The following is a 17,164-nucleotide window of genomic DNA, read 5'->3' on the forward strand; positions in this document are numbered from 1 at the left end:
CAGTCAAGTCTGCTGAATCCGAGTTTTTCGTGTTTTGCCCCCAACGGTGAGAATGTAGTCGTGCCAACGCTTCGGCTTGCTGCCCTTCAACAAGCAGCGCGGCATATTGCCTATTAACCGGTACTTGGCTCGTCGCAATCCCGACGGTGTGCCCCGGCTATCTCGCGAGATGGGATCTTGCCGTTCCGTCCGAGCCGGTAGCCACTAGCAGGTGTCGCACGAGCGACGTTGAAGTTGGCCCCTCCCCGCCAAGACGCCATCCGCCGTGTCCTGAACCAGGTCCCGCCTGCTCGCCGGAACCACGTCGAGGAGCGGCCTCTCAACATTTGCTGGAGCTCGCCGGCATTAACCCTGTCGGCAAATGATCTGCACGCGACACGTCCGCTGCCGACAGATCGCCTCATTGCAGCGGAGACTTTTTCAGCAGCACTAACCTTGGTTGGAGGCGCATCATGCTGAGACCGAGCTTCCTGGGTCTCCTCATCGTATTGGCGGTAGGAGTCCTGTCAGCCGTGGAGCTGCGAGCTCCCCCGCGCTTCCCGGTCGCGATCGTCCAGTCGCCTGCCGCGCCAGACGCTGGTTCATCTGCCTCGCCTGACACCCTGGCGAAAGGCGATCGCCTCGACGTCGCCCCGGTGAGCAGCGTGACACCGACCGAGGTCGCTTTGGCCGAAGCGCCTGTTGCTCCCCCAAACGATGCCCGTATCACTTCGCCCGAGCCTTCAAGGCCGACCGCCCGCCAACGTCACAATTCGAAGACGGCCGCGGGCGCCGCACGTCCAAAACCAAAGAGGGTAACCGATATCAAGCAAACTGCCGTTGCCGAGCGTCCAAAGCTCGCCAGCGAAACCGCGTTCTGTAGGCTCGCGGCGTTTGGCGGCTTGCGCAAGGCACTGAATTTATCCGGCTGCGAAATCTGAGAGGTGCGGGCTTACGCTTTGCGGTGCCCGACGGCTTTAGTAAGAAGACACTACAGGACTGCGCTTCAGAACCCAACGTGTACAGCCATCCGTACGCCGTTCATGGCTCACAATCCAGAGCGCGGCTGCGTTGAACGAAGTGAGCCGACCAGATCAGTCGCGCAGCCTTGCCCGGCTTAGTTGCAGACGGACTTGTGCGCCAGAAGGCTTCCAAACGATATCGACCTTTCCACCGAGTTGCCCTTCGACTGCAGACTTAATGAGCCTGCTGCCGAAACCGGTCGAGGTCGGCTTGGCGATCGCAGCAGAGACATTGCTCTCGCTCCACGTCAGAACCAGAACGTCTCCAGCAAATTCCCAGCCGATTATCACCTTCCCGTCTGCATGACCCAGTGCGCCATACTTGATAGCGTTCGTGGCAAGCTCATGCAGGATGAGCGCCATAGCGGAGGCTGATTTCTCGCCCAGCAGGATTTCCGGTCCGGTCAAGCTCACTTTGCCATGTTGCGCGTCACTCAAATGCGGTGCCAATATCTGTTCAGCAAGATGGATGAGCAACACCGAATGCGCCGGCATCGAATCCGCTGCGCCGATCCGGACAAGGTCATGTGCCCGCGATAGCGCCTGCAAACGTTCTTTAAGCGCGGCGCTCATTTCAGCCGTCGTATTGGTCGATCGGCCCGTCATGGACACCATGGCGCTGAAGAGCGAGAAGAGGTTTTTCACCCGATGATTCAGCTCTTGCATCAGCAGTTGGCGAGCCTCCTCGGCCATTTTCAAGTCATGCAGGTCGGTGCACGTGCCGTACCAGCGGATGATCTCGCCTGCCTCGTTACGGATGCACTGTGCACGTCCAATGACCCAGCGATACTCGCCTGAGCGGTGCCGCAGCCGATACTCGATGTGATAGGGCTCGCCCGTAGCCAAGCTGTGGCGCCATACTTTCCAGGCCCGCTCCTGGTCGTCGGGGTGAAACATTCCATTCCAGGCCTCACCGTCGGTCGAACCTTTGGGCACGCCTGTGTATTCGTACCAACGGTCGTTGTAATAATCGTGATAACCATCGGGCAGCGTCGACCAGATCATCTGGTCGATGGAGTTCACGATGGCCTGGTAACGTTCCTCGCTCTCCCGAAGAGCTGCCACCGCCCGGATCGTGTCCGTCACATCGGTCGCTTGCACGAAGATGCCGTACCGATCGCCCGCGCCGACGCTGATCGGCTGAAAGACGAAGTCGAGGTGCCGTTGCTCGGAAATCCCGTTTCGATCCAGGACGACCGGAATGGCGCGCCCGGCGTAAGGCTCTCCGCTCTGGTAGACGGTGTCGAGTAGCTCGATGAAACCTTGCGACGCCACCTCGGGCAGGGCCTGGTCGACCGACTTGCCGAGGATGTCGTTACGGCCCACCAACTGCAGGTAAGCGGGGTTTGCGATTTCAAAGACATGACGGGCCCCCCGCAGAATGGCCGTCGCGCCTGGCGCCTGTTCGAACATCAGGGACAAACGCGCAATCTCCTGCTGGGCGTTGCGCCGGGCCAGAACGATCTGGGTCGTTTCGTTCCCTTGATTGAAGATGCCGGCAACCTTGCCGTCTTCGCCGCGGATCGGGCTGATGCTGTAGTTCCAGTAGGTCTCCTGCTGGCCGCCGCCACGCACCATTGGCAGCATTTCGTCATAGGTGGAAAAGCCTTCACCCGTGGCCACCACGTTCTCGAACTGCGGGCCGACGACGTGCCAGATGTCGGACCAGACTTCCTTGGCGGGGCGGCCGAGAGCCCAGGGATGGCGCTCGCCCGGGATGACAGACCACGCGTCATTATAAAGGAGCCTGAAGTCCGGCCCCCAGTAGATCGCCGTTGGAAAGCTCGAATACAGGCAAATGGACAGTGCCGAACGAAGCGATTGCGGCCACGACTCCGGAGGCCCGAGTGGATTTGTCGTCCAGTCGAACAGGCGGATGCGCTCGCCCATCCGTCCTCCGCCGCTTAGGAATCTTGTCGTCTCATCACGCATCGACTGCCCCCTCAGCCATCCGACGAAAGCTTATCCAGCATTTCGCCGGACGGATAGCTGACGCGTCGGTTGAGAAGATGGGCGTGCAGTCGCGCCAATGCTCCGGCTTGCCGCTCTAGCTAGGCTGAAGCTGGAGTTTAGCTCAACCCAACCGTAGACGATTTTTCTCCGCCGCCACAAATTGTTCGTGGTCCACCCCGCAAAATCCAGCGTCGGTCCGGAGAAGGATTTTCCAAAAGCGAACGAGGCATGAACCCGCAAAACTACGTAAGGCCTATAGCCGCCTGACGCGCTCGATCACATCGCCAACGCGAGTAGAGCTATGAGACTTGACCTCAATCGCATTTGGCGGCTCGCCTGCAAGATCCTCAAACTGGTCGGAGAGCGGCTTCTCGCTGCCGAACGATTACCTCCCGTACCCGAGTTCGGCCTTGTCGCGCCAAGCTCATAGCTAACCGTTTCGTGGTTTGCTCGCGCGAGACCTTCACTGCCCCAGACAAGCTAAGACGTCCGATAACCGCATCCGCGTCAGCAGGCCTGACAATGCCCAGCAAGTGGCGGCGGAAATTAATGCGTCTTCCCCACACGGCTTCTTCGCGCTCATCGTTCCAGTCTTCGGTGTAGCGAGATGGTTGCAGACGATGGGATTGGCAGAGTGTTTGCCGGTTGAGGACAAGAATACCGCTATTGATATTATCATCAACCATGTCGGCCCAATACGCTGCGACCTCAGGAGACCTTGTAAAGAAGACCGCGATATCGCCTATGGTAGACGGAAGCAGCGCGCCTGCGCGTAGAACCGATGGAAGAGCGCGCGTGCCGTGATAAATCGCATCATGCCCCCAGCCAATCTTCCTTGCTAGGCGCGCCATCACAAGCTGTTGGTCAGTTTGGGGAGCAATTTCCTTCAGGTGCGGCATTGCGCAATCCCGATCAGTTGCTTGCGATCACTCTGACAAGCAGATCATTGCAGCGTGTCGATTGTACGGCTCCGGAAGTCTGAGAGCGGAAAATTTTGTCGCGGGGCTTTGCGAACGTTCTTGATGCAACGTTTGGGGGCTGGCAGGGGGCGGTTGCGGATGTCGCACGGCCGACGCATCCTTCTGACCGCGGCCGGGGCGTTCTTTTAGAGCCTCTCCGATGTGTTTGGTCTTAAGACTGCGCCCGGCGAACCGTCACAGTTCATCCATCGGCCCACACCGTACCTAGCCTAAACGATCACAAGACGACTCCGCGTCTTTCAAAAACTCTACTTTCTGAAAGACGAAAGACGGTCTTGCATGATCTCGCTTTTTGGATTCCAAAAGTGAGGATTTCAAAACCGGGGGAATGCAATGAAGTACGGATATGCGCGAGTGTCCTCACAAACACAGGACTACGCGGCACAGGTCGAGGCCTTGAAGGCAGCAGGCTGCGAACGGATCTACAGCGAAAAAGCTTCAGCAGGCTCGATCAGGGGCCGGCCCGAGTTCGGCAAGTTGCTTAAAGTTATCAACGACGGCGACGTGTTGGTTGTCGCAAAATTGGACCGCTTGGCCCGATCGAGCCGCGACTTGCAAAATATCCTACATGAACTCAAGGAAATTGGCTGTGGCTTTGTCTCGCTCGGCGAATCTTGGTGCGATACCACAACGGATGTCGGTCGGCTGCTCATGACTATCATGGGCGGCATAAGTGAGTTTGAGCGAAGCCTGATCCGACAGCGGTGTGACGAGGGAATTGAGCGAGCCAAACGCAAGGGCACGAAGTTTGGCCGGCCGGCGGCACTCGACCCCAGCCAGCGGAGACGTGTTGCGGAGCGTTACGCTGCTGGCGAGACGATGGCGGAGCTTGCCCGTGAGTATGAAGTCGGTGAAGCGACGGTCTGGCGGGCACTGCAATAGCGGATGGGCGCGCCTGACAGCAACGGCCCAGTCACGGGCCGGCGGCCTCTCCAAGCCACAGAAATGGCTCAGGAGGCGTGGTTTCGAACGGCCCGACAGCTAGGCTGCGGCCACCAAGACCCCTCTGGCGACTCCCTCAGAGTCTTGGCGAGGCCATTGCAGGAGCGGGGGACCGAACACGCAGAATTTTCTACGGGCGCTTGGCTGGGGGACGTTTCGACTCGTGCAATTGCCGTCGGAGCTAACCAAAAGCAACTCGACGGCCATGGGCCTTACGCCGGAAGCGCAAACGCTCGATCAACATTCGACCGCCGTGACATTGGCAGACGCTCACGCCTCGCATGGCAAGGTTCCCACAGATATGGCCATCCCTTTTTACGGCCATGCATGTTGGAAAGCCTGGCCGTCCCGGCCTGAACCGGTACTTCACGGCTATCGCTTGCCACATGGCGTTTCCTGATCCCGATGTTCGCGGCATCTCCGACCTCCGTATGCGATCACCCCATGTTAGCTGAACATGTGTTTGCTGATGAGGATCGTCGCAAAGAGGTTGGTGCTGATCACTGATCGGCAGTGTTTCGCCTATAAGGCCCCTATATTCTAATAAAAAGAAGACACATTGTTTGCTCGTAGGTAGACCACCTACCAATCACTGATCACTGACCGTGCGGCTTTGTACCTCTCAGCTTGTGTCACGTCAGTGAAGTCGTTGATGTCAGTGATTTGAGCGAGAGGTTTGGCCTGTTCAGACACTCGCCTCTCAAACGATGCTGGTGGCCTTTTTCAGCCGCACGACGTGCTCGCGCGCCGCCAGCTGCCGTTGCTCCGGCGCAAGCTTGGTCCGCCCGTAAAGTGTCTGCCTGCGCCCCTCGATTTTCCAGAGCCCGTCGCTTTTGTCCGCATCAGGATTGCGGACAGAAACGTAGCCGCAGGTCTCCATCCTATAGGGAATGGATCGCCGGTGCTTCTTGTCCAGTAACCATTCCAAGGCAGCACCATTCCGAGTTGAGACCAACATGCCGAGCGTCACCACGTCGGGCCGACCGAGCTCATCAAGGGCATCGGCGATCTCAGCATCCTCCGGCGCTTGGCTCGCATGGACGACTTCAAAGAACGCCTCAGTTTGGCGGGGAACGGCGCCAGCGTTGAAGGTCGACAGGTCCCGCTGCGCCAAATAGGCGCCGACGTGGCCTGCGCCCCCACTCCTCAGCCAACGCCATTGTTCGATCCAGAACTCGGCGCTGAAATCCTCCTTCTTGCTCTCGGACCAGACGACGAAATGGCGGCGATCATCGTTGTCCAAGTAGACGCCGTCGGACTTGTGGTTGGTGGTGATGCAGAGACCGAGCACATTCGGCACGTAAATACGCTTCTCGTACTTGTCTACGCAGGAGAGCACATTTGGTGGGCTTGCCGCATAGCTCTTGATGCGTTCATACAGAGCAAATCGGTTTGCACGGCCACCTTCGCCAAGATCGTGCGCCTCGTTCAGGCGCAACACCACCGCCCTCACGAACGGGTTGTTTTTGTCCAGCAGCTCGGATGATGACACGTTGTGAAAGTTCCATTCTCCGACTGCCTTCTCGACCGCCTCCAAGATCCAATCCTTGCCGATGCCCTGACCACCGCCCATGACCAGCGCATGATTGATCTTCTCACCGGGAAACCGCACGCGGTGGGCCAGCCAATCGATCATGTGATCGGCGTCGTTTGGGTAAAGGCGCCGCACGTGCTCGATCCACGGACCCGCCAGATCGGCATTGCCGGGAAAAACCCGCGGGGGCTGGTAGAGATTAAGAACATGGGCTCCGGGTCGGTCCTTCCAGCCCCCATCGAAGAGCAGTTGGTCCTCGATGATTTCCGGCCAGCCCGGCATCCAGGTAACTTGTTCGACGCGACGGTGTTGTTTCAGCCAATCGGACGGCTTGATCTTCACAAACTTGCCGTTCCGCTTTTCGCCGAGGATCTTCGGCAGAATGCTATCGACGCTTTCCTTCGGCCACGTCGTGCGCGCCGGCATGAACATGAACCGGTTAGATTCCGGGATGGCATAGAAATCCTCCAAGCTGATGGCACCGTCAGCCGAACGGAGATCTGGCGGCTTAGGCAGGGACATTCTGATCCCTCATCAGAACGAGATCATTGAAATCGGTATCAGGCGCCGATGGCATCAGCGGCACGACAATTCGGCCATGCCGACGCCAGTGCTCGGCCACGCGCGCCGCCGCCATCTGGCCCTGTTGGTTGGAATCGTTGTCGATGAGTAGGAAAAGACGCTTCACTCCAGCGACGAGCGGCAGCGCGGCCATGTTCTTGGTGGAGAGAGCGGCCCACGCCGGCGTCAGCGGCCGGCCACAGTGAGGAATACGGGTCGCGGCGGCGAGCACGGTCTCGAGACCCTCACCAATCACGAGATCAGACGAAGCCGGCCACAGCTTGACCACACCGGTCCGGCCGAGCATGCGCCGCTCAACCTTCAGAATACGGCCGTCGCGCTCCAGCAGCCCGGTACGCTGGATCCCGATCAGCTCATCGGTGCTGGGATCGCGCATCAGGGCGATCAGACAGGGCCGTGAAGGGCCGGGGCCAAACATGCAATCGGGATGGAAGCGCAAGCACTTTTGGACGTCAGCCGCCAGCTTGGTGACGTCGATGTGCCGGGTCTCGTCTAGATAGCGTTCGGCCATAGTGCCAGCGAGGGGCACACTCGAGGCCCAGATTGATTGCGCCTGCGACAGCTTGGCAACGGCGTCATCGTTGCAAGGGTGCACAGCTGGAGCTGAGGGCCAGTCTTTGATGGAAGTGATGGCGTCCTTGGTGGTCATACCTTCGACGCGCGTGAGCCAGTCCAGGCGCGTGCCGTGCTCTCCGCAACCGAAACAGTGGAAATGGTCGGGATAGATCGCGCACGACGGCACGACCTCTTCGTGGAAGGGGCATACCACTTTATTGTCGGAAGAGAGCGGTAGGCCGACCATCTCGGTCAGCGGCGCGACGTGGTCCGGAAGCGTCTCCAAGAATTCGACATCGTCGTCCAGATCGAGACTTACCGGATCGTCGATGGTACCAATATCCCGGCGACTGTCTTCAACATAGATTTCGATGGCGAGTTCGAGATCTTGCTCTTCTGCTGGGTCGGCCGGCAACTCACTTTTGAGCTCGGCAGGTTGCTCGGGCGGCTCAAGATAGTGCTCGCCAGAATGCACCTTGCCGCCCAGCGGCAACGCGGCAGCCCACTCTGGAAGTTCAAGAAGCGCAGCCAGAAATGATGCATCTGATAGTGACCCGCAGGGTACCTCGACCGTGATCTCGTCGTGGCAATGAAACACCACGGGGATACCGCGGCCTTCGAAGCGGTCGATCGCTGCGGCCAGAAGGTCGCGCGCTGTGCCCTGAACGACGTTCTCGACAAAGACGCCAAACCAGCCGCGATAAGCCCGCCATTGACCGCGCGCATTGTCCATAAACTCTACGTCTGGAGCCGCGTCCTCGAACTTTGCCGGAACGAGGCGCGCCTGCGGGTACGTAATGGAGCGGCCGCTCGGGAGCGTGATCGTCAAACTACCATCCACGAAGTTCGCAATGATCGGCGGTCGCGGTGGAGGCGCGACCAAAATTGGCTTTCCTGTCTTCATTGCGATGCGGATTGCCCGCGCCAGGTCCTTCCAGAACTTTGTCGTAGCCGGGTGCGCGCTGCGCCACTGGCCGATAATCCCCCTGATCTCCTCGTCGCTGCGCGGGTCGTTGGGAACAATCCGGCGCCATGCACCGACGGACCCACCGAAGCCGGAGGCGAGTTCGCCGGCCTTGCCGAGCTGGCGCTCTGCCGATGAGACTTCTGCGTCGTAGGTCTTGCGCAGCATCTTCCGAGCGATCACGCGATACGGCTCGAGCTGTTTATCGCCTGTCCTCTGGAAGGTGGCATAGGCGTCCAGCTTCCACTGCTCGCCCGCAAGCCATGCCAGCACGACACTCTCAATCGCCGAGAAGTCGCCTGACTTTAGCTCATGCCCTTGGGCAGCGCAGAGCGCCGCGCGCGAGATGTCACCAAGTAGAGCGAGTGGGTTACCGTAAGCTCCTATGGCGGCACGATCGCCATTGCGGACGTGATCGATCAAAGAAAGTGGAAGATTGCCCTCGTTCTTCTTCAAATTTTGTAGCTGCGGCCCCAACCCCGACCACCGGCCGGGCGCGCCACCGTACATGCGTAACGTGCCTCGCATCCGATCATCAGTAACTGGCGCGTAGGCAAGCATCCGCTTGAACTTATTCACGCTCGCGCGCGCTGCGGTGCGGCGAAGTTCGAGGAGTTGAACGACATAGTCATCGGGCTTGGTCGCCAACATCTTGGCGACCGCATTTTTGCTTAAGGAGGTCATATCGTGGCCGCGGGCGTTGATCACCTCGAGGAACCGCTTTACCTGGTCGGCGCTCGTAATGGTCCCGTGGGTGAGCTCTTGAAGCCTGAGGCCGATGGCGGTCCGCTCTTGGATTGCGAGATCGCGCGCCGCCGTCGCAAAGGCCCGGTCGAGCCGGACACCACGATCATTGATGGCGAGGTCCTCGAGCTGATAACGGCGCTCGATCGCCGACAGCGGCGTCAGCTTCGGAGACTGCCAAGCTGCGCGGGTGGTGATGACGTCAAGCTTGCAACGCTCATAAAGAAGCGCGAGCTTTGCTGAATCTTGGTCCCAGGTCGGAACCGAACTACCCTTGCGCTGGCGGCTCAACTTCGGGCGCGAAACAGCCAGCATCGCTCTCCGCGCTGCGGGATCCTTCCTGTATGGAAGATTTAGCGCCTGGGCGAGCAGATCGAGCTCGGCGGGATAGGCGTTTGCCAACGCAAGTCGCTGGGTGCAGTGCTGCACATGGTGCGGAATCGTCGGGAAGAAAAAGCGAGGTACGAGGACGTTCTCGAGGATCGCGCGCTCGAAGTCGTAGTTGTGGGCGACCAGCTGCCAGAGTTCTGGATCCGAAGCCACGCGATGAAACTCATGCGGCACCGGGCAGTCTGGCAACCACAGCACCGGCTCGTTCCCGTCCACCGCGTAGACAAGGCAGAGCGGCTCGGTTGTGGCGTCGAGGGCATATGCGTAGGCGCCGCACTCCCGCAGGTTTGCAGTGCTCCGCGTCTCGATGTCCCAGAACAGTGTCGGCATCTTTCCTTCCCTCGGCGGCCAGAGAGGAACTGACGCCCCTCTCTGATCCGCCCGATGGCCTAAAACACGATTTTGTCGTTCAGCATTTCGGCTGTGGTGACCGGTTTCACGTCGGTCATCGCGGCGAGCGTCTCGGTAGAGACGTCAATAGGCGGCTTCGGCTTCGCTTGATGCGGCGTGGCCTGAAGCTGAAGCAGGGCCGGCTGAGCAGCGCCGGTCGAGATGCCCGAGGAAATCGACGCCGTGGCCGCATTCGCTGCCTTTTCAGCTTCACTGGGGCCAGAGAGCTGAGGTGTCGGGGGCACCGCCGGAACGGGATTTCCTCCGCCGCCCGGTACGCGCCAGTCGATGATCTCGAACTTGGGGCGCTTGCCGTGGCGGCCATACTTCATTTTCATCGGTGCGTCAGTCAGATGGACAAGCGGCATACAGCGCGATCCCCGCAGCGCGCGCATCGTAATGACCGCCTCTTTCAGCGCATCAAAAGCGATGTGCGCACCTGTGGTCGCTGACGTATAGGTATAGGTCTCTCCGGTCGAAAGATTGACCAAGTAGACCACCACCGTATGCGCCCAAGGGGGACGCGGCTTACCATCAACACCGACTTCCCAATCCTGAGCGGGAATATTGGCGTTCAATTCGTCAGCATCGGGCAAAGGCTGTTCGACAATGTCCTCGGCCTCATTGTTCTTCCAGCGGCGCAAGATCTCTTTGACACCAACCACAAGCAGCGGCGACGGCGCCGTGACACCGTCGCGGTCGACCCAACCCTGTTTGTCGTTCCACTTGATGTAAGCGCCTCTCCCGACGCGGTGCGTTCGGGAGGAGTTGGAGAAGCCGTCGTCGGCTTGTGGAGGTCCGTCTTGAGGGATTGTGATATCGTTCGTCATGTTTTGCTCCATTCGATCTGTTTCGCTTGTGCTTTTCGAACTGGGCTGCGCCCCAGGTGGCGCCGCTTGCGCGGGAAACGGTGGCCGGTCGGATCGAAGTCGGAGATGCCGTGACTTTGTCGGCAGGACCGGTGTCCTTCGGCTGGAACTAGATGTTCGGCTCGATCTTCAGAATGTCGCTATGACAACGGGAGCAGATCAGCCCGGCACGGTTGCCCGCGCGATCAAGCGTCATGTCGCAAGCGCGCAGTTCTGACGCGCAATGCGGACAACGGAGGCCCGCGGCCACACGCACGATGAGATCGAAGATGAAGGCGGTCTGCAGTTTCAGCTTCTTGTCCATAGGGATATTCCCCAAATAAAAGAGGCGCCATCAGTCGATGGCGCCCCTCAAACCGAGCTACTCCGACGCAAGCTTGCCGACGAAGCCAACCAGTTCATCGAGGTCGTGCGCGGCGATTTCAATCTGGAGCAACTGGTCCTCCAGCGACTTGCGGCGCACGTTGAGCTCATCTCCGAGATCGATAGTCTCCAACGCCAAGAGATCATCCTGAGCGGAGCCGCAGGCGGCAACGATGCAATCGGCGATCTCGTCGGCCCGTCCCGAAATATGCTTCAAAAGCTTTTCGATGACGTTGACAGGCGGATAGAGGAACGTTACCGCAGAGCGAGCGGCAGTAGTTTCGGTCGCGGAATTGGGCATATGAAGCCCTCCTTTCCTAAACGACCAGGTGCATCGGTTTGCGACACGGGTGCACCTGGATCGGCTCCGCTCCTGATAATCAATGGTTCGCCGCAGCCGAGCGGCGATTGCCGCGGCGAAATCAGATCCAAATTTTGATGTGCCCGCGCCGACTACTCGGCGGCAGTGAAGTTTTTCGCGTCAGACTCGCGCTCACGGCGCCATGCTGCGGCCGCCTCAACGCTGATGAGCGTGCGAGAGCCAACCTTCATCGTGGCCGGGCCCAAACCCTGCCGCTGCATCTTGAAGTACAGATCGATGCTTATCCCGTGCGCTTGGCAAAATTGCTCGATCGAATACGCCATCAGAGTGACGGTTGATTGCGTCTTCCGGCCCGTGATTTCCGGGCGAGTTGCCATGATGTTTGCGTCCTTTCCGCTGCTGCGCTGTTGCAAGCCGCGGATAAGGTACACCTATGCCCTCACTTGAACAGACGATTCCGCTGTCAGATCGGCTGACAAACTGTCAAATGACATCGTCCATTTGTCAGCCGATCGTTTTGCGCTCCGCAAGCACTGGCTCAAGGATTCTGCGTGAGATGGTGCGCCAGCACTTTTCGGCGCGGCTGCCAAGCCTGGGTATCTTATTGGCGATGATGTCCACGCAGGCATTCTGCTTGCCGCCTATGGCGACAAGCCAAGCGGGATCAGCGTCAAGTTGCCGGTGGGCGTATTCCTTGCTCTCAGCGATTTCTTCTAGCGAGAGCAGTGGCGGTCGGCTGCCGCGCTTGCGTTTTTCAACCATTTGCAAGGGTGTCGACTGCTCTGATCGCGCAGCGACATTTGCTTGGGCCTCGGCGGTGGCGGAAGATTGGCTCGCGGGGCTCCCTAGGTTTTCTGCATCAAAGCGTCTGTCGCGTCTTTTTCTCGGCGATTTTCGCTTGAGACTTGGCTTCCCGAGCATCCGGTCGATGTCCGGCTCCCAGACGTAGTAATGCCAGGCATTGATATTGCGAAAATCCCGGAACCTTCGGATGGGAACGGTCGGCAGAATCCGCAGAGCGTTCTTTTCAAGATCAACGTCAATTCGGAGGTCGGCCCAAAAGGACGCATCGAGGGGCTCTCGCACGCTCGGATCTATCAGACTTCGGCGCATAGAACGCAGGTTTTTCTTCTTATCCGCTTCCTTCAGAGCCTCGATGACATCTGCACTCGCTAAAGGCGAGAGCTGCGCGCCAGAGATGTGCTTCGATATCGTGTCGTGCCCCTTTCTGAGCAGTACCCATCTAGGATCGCCAAGTGCAAGAGTTGCCCGCTTGCGGACGATCGGCTGTTTTTTCGCGCGTGCCGCCATGGTCAGGGGCCTGCAGCGACCACGTTATGCGGAGGTTCGTAATGCAACAGCGCTGCGCGCGAGATGTCGTCGCTGAAGTCTGTGATGTATTTGCTGTAGGTCCGCTCGATCTCGGCGGCTGACGTGTCATGCGACGCAGCGACCAGCCTGATGGGCACTCCGCGCAGCAACGTGCGGACGATGGAGCTATGGCGTAAAGCGTACATCGTTGCACGCTCATCCAATTTTAGCGCGTCGACGATCGCGGCGACGTCCTCGCGATAGTCGTCAGATCCGCTCCACGGCAGGCCGTCGGTTTGCAGCAGCAGGGGTGCATCGGGAGCCCGTCCCTTGGCGGCCTGCTTCAGCTTGGCGAATAAGGCTGGCGTGATCGGGACGCTGATACGCTCGCCCATACGCTTTGCGCGGTTGGTGGATCCACCTTTCGCCGATTTCGGCATTGTCAGGCGCGGCTTTGCCCCGCCGTGCAGATCCTCGACCAAAAGCCGCGCGGCTTGCGAGGGTCTCGCACCTGTCGTCGCAAGCACATCAGTGTAGAGACCAAGCGCTCCATCCCGGTCGTAACTCGCTGCGACGAATCGGCTGACATCAGCATCGGAGAGAATGATGTTACGAGCAACGGTAGCGTCAGGCAGCGATTCCAGGCCAGTGCCCCACGCATCAGCGTTCATGATGCGCTTGTCGTGCGACGCGGCAAGATTGAGGGCCGCGCGCAGGCTCTTGCAGTAGCGGACGACGGAGGACGGCTGAAGGCCCTTCTCGAGCAGACCATCGCGCCACATCCGTAACTCTTTGGCGTTCAGCAGCGCCACCGGCCGGGCGAGCAAGAAAAGCGACAAATGCTTTCGCAGACTGCTGGCGTTGTAGGTGCTGCTGCCGCGTCCCTTGAGATCGGCCTCGTAAGCGACCAATGCGCCATCGAGATTAACCGGTGCGAAGCTTGAGGCAGGCTCGCAGTCACTATCGCCATTGCCCCGCGCGAGCCTGCGCGCCTGCATCAGCGCTTGGTCGTAGCTGAACACACCGTTGTTGTTCGCGGGCTCCTTGTCGTCGGCAATACCAAACGCCTTCAACCATCCGCTTGGGCTGCCATCGGCAAATCGCACGCTCCACGTTCCGAAGCCACTCTGATTACGGCGATAGCCGAGCGCGATGTGCGGTGCGACCCGAACGAAGTATGATGCTTTCCGAGGCGTGAGTTTTGCGCGGGCGGTCGCGGACTCCAGCGCAATCTTGCGAGGCTTGGCCATGGATCGGTGTCTCTTGGTGTAAAGCCGGTGTTCAAGACAGCGGTGGCATAGCGCTAGCTAGTGCCGGCATAGTGCCTGCCTAGTTACTAAGTGATTTCAACGGCTTATTTGGGTATTATACACCCGCTGCCACTAGGCAGCAACTTGCTTATTCTCCCCTTGTGGGAGAAGGTGGCGCGAAGCGCCGGATGAGCGGTCGCTTCCGCGGACTCACATGCGAGTTGGACTGGCGGATAAAACCCCTCACCCTTCTCGCCGCTTCGCGGCGAGCCCCCCTCTCCCACAAGGGGAGAGGGGAAGAGCGCGCCTTCGCAACTGCGAGCGTTCCGACGGCGCTTGCTTATCGTGAGGCGAACGGTCATCCTCGCAGCGGAACCGCAACGTGCGGGATCCACCAAGAGCCCTGAAGGGCCATTCGGAAACGCCAAAAAAAATCGTCACAACACCACGTCGGTGATCGGCGAAGTCAAGACGGCACCAAGATCGTTCCCTTAGTCGAGGACATCGGCGCAACGGAGGGATACGTATGAAACGTCGTGAATTCCTGAAAGTGACAGGCGCCGGGCTGGCAGCAAGCACAGCCGTCGCCGCGCCTGCGATCGCACAATCGTCCCCGGAAGTCAGATGGCGGCTCGCCGCGAGCTGGCCCAAGGCGCTCGACACGCTCTACGGCGGCTGCGAATATTTCTGCAAGCGCGTCGCCGAGGTCACCGACAACAAATTCCAGATCCAGCCATTCGCATCCGGCGAGATCGTCCCGGGCCTGCAGGTGCTGGATGCCGTTTCGAACGGCACCGTCGAGATGGGCAACACCGCGCTGTATTATTATTGGGGCAAGAACCCCGCCTTCACCTTCGGTACGTCACTGCCGTTCGGCCTGAACACGCGCGCGCATATTTCCTGGCTGCTGTTCGGCGGCGGACAGGAGATGCTCAACGACCTGCTGAAGGAATACAACGCGGTCGGCATTCCGACCGGCTCGACCGGCGCGCAGATGGGCGGCTGGTTCCGGAAGGAGATCAAGTCGATGGAGGATTTCAAGGGATTGAAATTCCGCGTCGGCGGCTTCGCCGGCACGATCATCGCCAAGGTCGGCGGCGTACCGCAGCAGATCGCGGGCGGCGACATCTATCCGGCACTGGAGAAAGGCACGATCGACGCGGCCGAATGGGTCGGCCCCTATGACGACGAGAAGCTCGGCTTCGTGAAGGTGGCGAAGTTCTACTACTATCCGGGCTGGTGGGAAGGCACCGGCCAGGGCCACAACATCATGAATCTCGACAGGTGGAACGCGCTACCCAAGCACTACCAGGCCGCGATCGAGATGGCCTCGCGCGACACCTTCACCTGGGTCACCGGCAAATACGACTACGTCAACCCGCCGGCGCTGAAGCGCCTGCTGGTGGCCGGCGCGATCCTGAAGCCGTTCCCGCAGGAGGTGCTCGAGGCCTGCTTCGCTGCCGCCAACGAGATCTACGCCGATCTCAGCAAGACCAACCCGCATTTCAAGAAGATGTATGCGAGCCTGTCGGCCTTCCGGAATGAATCGCTGGCCTGGATGCAGGTCGCCGAGCTCAGCTACGACAGCTTCATGATGCGGATGCGCACGCGGACGTGAGACAGTGAGCCGAGAGGTCGGACCGCGTTGAAGGTGTCATCGCCCCGCTCGACCGGGCGATCCAGTATCCCAGAGACCGAGGTTGGAGAGCTCGCTCTCGCCACATCCGCCGTCGGGGTCCTGGGTAAGATCAAACGACGAAAGCCCCGGAGATGTCTCCGGGGCTTTTGCTTGGATCGTCCCGCTCTGGCGCGGGATGACAGCGTCGTGCCTAGACCAACCCGCCGGCGTCCGCGACGCGGCGCTGGTGATAGTCGGTGTCGCCAAACGTGTTCTCGATCATGGTCAGGCGCTTGAAGTAGTGGCCGATCTTCGCCTCCATGGTCATGCCGATGCCGCCGTGGAGCTGGATCGACTGCTGGCCGACGAATTTCAGTGACTTGCCGATCTGCACCTTGGCCGCGGCGATCGCGTTGGAGCGCTCCTTGGCGTTCTCGAAGTCGTTCGCCATGGTGGCGAACATCGACATCGAGCGTGCCTGTTCAGTGGCGACGAACATGTCGGAGGCGCGATGCTGCAACGACTGGAACGAGCCGATCGCGACGCCGAACTGTTTGCGCGTCTTGATGTACTCGACCGTGGTCTTGAGCGACTCGTCCATCAGGCCGACCGCCTCGGCGCAGAGCGCGACGCGGGCCTCATCGACCACGCGTTCGATCAGCGCGAGTGAATCCTCAGGATTGCCGATCGCCGCATCCGCGCCGACCTCGACGCCGGTGAGGGTGATGTCGGCGGCGTGCAGGCCGTCCTGAGTCGGGTAGGACTTCTTGGTGACGCCCCTGGCATTCGCTGGGACCAGGAAGACGCCGATACCGGTCTTGTCGCGGCGGTCGCCCTTGGTGCGCGCGGTGACGACAAGCGTGTCGGCATTCTCGCCGTTGAGCACGACGAACTTTTCGCCGTCGATGACCCAGCCGTCGCCCTTCTTCTTCGCGGTTGTCGCGACGTCGAAGAGATCATAGCGCGAGTTCTTCTCAAGCTGTGCGAAGGCCAGCGTCTTGCTGCCGTCGATGATGCCGGGTATGTGCGCGGCCTTCTGCGCGTCGGTGCCGGCATGGCGCAGGAAGCCGCCGCCGATCACGACCGTCGCCAGATACGGCTCCAGCACCAGCGCCTTGCCGAGCGCCTCCATCACGATCATGGTCTCGACACCGCCGCCGCCGAAGCCGCCATCGGCCTCGCTGAAGGGCAGGCCCAAGAGGCCCTGCTCGGCGAGCTTGAGCCAGACCGCCCGGCTCCAGCCGCCCTTTTCCTTCATGTACTTCTTGCGCTGCTCGAAATCGTAGGAATCGGTCAGCAGGCCGTCGATGCTTTCCTTGAGAAGCCGCTGCTCCTCGGACAGATCAAAATCCATGTTCTTTGGTTCCTCGTAACCGGAATTTTTGCTTTGTCATTC

14 protein-coding genes are annotated in these 17,164 nt (G+C 60.0%); 3 read left to right on the forward strand and 11 right to left on the reverse strand.

Translation table 11 applies throughout. The features are described 5' to 3' along the window. Positions 1-452: 452 nt before the first annotated feature. Entirely contained in the window at positions 453-920 is a 468-nt protein-coding gene (locus tag A5906_RS07410) for a hypothetical protein (protein WP_080134589.1), read from the forward strand. A gap of 153 nt (positions 921-1,073) precedes the next feature. Here the strand turns inward: A5906_RS07410 and A5906_RS07415 are convergent, their stop codons facing one another. Together A5906_RS07415 and A5906_RS41150 are read right to left on the reverse strand one after the other, a co-directional pair. Next, a complete protein-coding gene (locus tag A5906_RS07415) occupies positions 1,074-2,891 on the reverse strand; it encodes a PAS domain-containing sensor histidine kinase (RefSeq protein ID WP_201723781.1) in 1,818 nt (605 codons plus the stop codon). Between the two features lie 410 nt (positions 2,892-3,301). After that, positions 3,302-3,853: a hypothetical protein gene (locus tag A5906_RS41150; RefSeq protein ID WP_136615037.1), complete on the reverse strand. Its 552-nt coding sequence runs from the start codon at positions 3,851-3,853 to the stop codon at positions 3,302-3,304. 414 nt (positions 3,854-4,267) lie between these two features. Here A5906_RS41150 and A5906_RS07420 point away from each other — a divergent pair, with 414 nt between their 5' ends. Then, positions 4,268-4,816 carry a recombinase family protein gene (locus tag A5906_RS07420; RefSeq protein WP_080134591.1) on the forward strand — a complete coding sequence of 183 codons (549 nt, stop codon included), beginning with the start codon at positions 4,268-4,270 and terminating at the stop codon, positions 4,814-4,816. A 760-nt stretch (positions 4,817-5,576) separates the two neighbouring features. Here A5906_RS07420 and A5906_RS07425 read toward each other — a convergent pair. The 8 genes from A5906_RS07425 to A5906_RS07460 all read right to left on the reverse strand — a co-directional run bounded on the left by A5906_RS07425 (position 5,577) and on the right by A5906_RS07460 (position 14,150). Continuing rightward, positions 5,577-6,932, reverse strand: a complete 1,356-nt coding sequence (locus A5906_RS07425) for a primase-helicase family protein (protein WP_136615038.1) — start codon at positions 6,930-6,932, stop codon at positions 5,577-5,579. Then, positions 6,919-9,975: a DUF7146 domain-containing protein gene (locus A5906_RS07430; RefSeq protein WP_080134593.1), complete on the reverse strand. Its 3,057-nt coding sequence runs from the start codon at positions 9,973-9,975 to the stop codon at positions 6,919-6,921. The genes A5906_RS07425 and A5906_RS07430 overlap by 14 nt, the downstream gene beginning before the upstream one ends. A 59-nt stretch (positions 9,976-10,034) precedes the next feature. Then, on the reverse strand, positions 10,035-10,865 hold the full coding sequence (locus tag A5906_RS07435; protein WP_136615039.1) for a hypothetical protein: 831 nt from the start codon (positions 10,863-10,865) through the stop codon (positions 10,035-10,037). Between the two features lie 148 nt (positions 10,866-11,013). After that, entirely contained in the window at positions 11,014-11,208 is a 195-nt protein-coding gene (locus tag A5906_RS07440) for a hypothetical protein (protein ID WP_080134595.1), read from the reverse strand. A gap of 57 nt (positions 11,209-11,265) precedes the next feature. Beyond that, a complete protein-coding gene (locus A5906_RS07445) occupies positions 11,266-11,568 on the reverse strand; it encodes a hypothetical protein (protein ID WP_080134596.1) in 303 nt (100 codons plus the stop codon). Between the two features lie 152 nt (positions 11,569-11,720). Then, positions 11,721-12,020: a hypothetical protein gene (locus A5906_RS44035; protein ID WP_245326627.1), complete on the reverse strand. Its 300-nt coding sequence runs from the start codon at positions 12,018-12,020 to the stop codon at positions 11,721-11,723. A gap of 73 nt (positions 12,021-12,093) precedes the next feature. Next, positions 12,094-12,900 carry a hypothetical protein gene (locus A5906_RS07455; RefSeq protein ID WP_080134597.1) on the reverse strand — a complete coding sequence of 269 codons (807 nt, stop codon included), beginning with the start codon at positions 12,898-12,900 and terminating at the stop codon, positions 12,094-12,096. Positions 12,901-12,902: 2 nt separating this feature from the next. Beyond that, positions 12,903-14,150, reverse strand: coding sequence for a tyrosine-type recombinase/integrase (locus tag A5906_RS07460; RefSeq protein WP_080134598.1), 1,248 nt, complete (start codon positions 14,148-14,150; stop codon positions 12,903-12,905). 526 nt (positions 14,151-14,676) lie between these two features. On the opposite strand from A5906_RS07460, the gene A5906_RS07465 reads away from it, so the two are divergent. Further along, the gene (locus A5906_RS07465; protein ID WP_080134599.1) at positions 14,677-15,768 is read left to right on the forward strand and encodes a TRAP transporter substrate-binding protein; all 1,092 of its coding nucleotides are present in this window, start codon (positions 14,677-14,679) and stop codon (positions 15,766-15,768) included. Between the two features lie 211 nt (positions 15,769-15,979). Here A5906_RS07465 and pimD read toward each other — a convergent pair whose 3' ends face one another. Continuing rightward, complete coding sequence (gene pimD / locus A5906_RS07470; RefSeq protein ID WP_080134600.1) at positions 15,980-17,122, reverse strand: pimeloyl-CoA dehydrogenase small subunit; 1,143 nt, start codon at positions 17,120-17,122, stop codon at positions 15,980-15,982. Positions 17,123-17,164: the final 42 nt, after the last annotated feature.

Source organism: Bradyrhizobium sacchari (assembly GCF_002068095.1).
In the GTDB taxonomy this organism is placed as follows: domain Bacteria; phylum Pseudomonadota; class Alphaproteobacteria; order Rhizobiales; family Xanthobacteraceae; genus Bradyrhizobium; species Bradyrhizobium sacchari.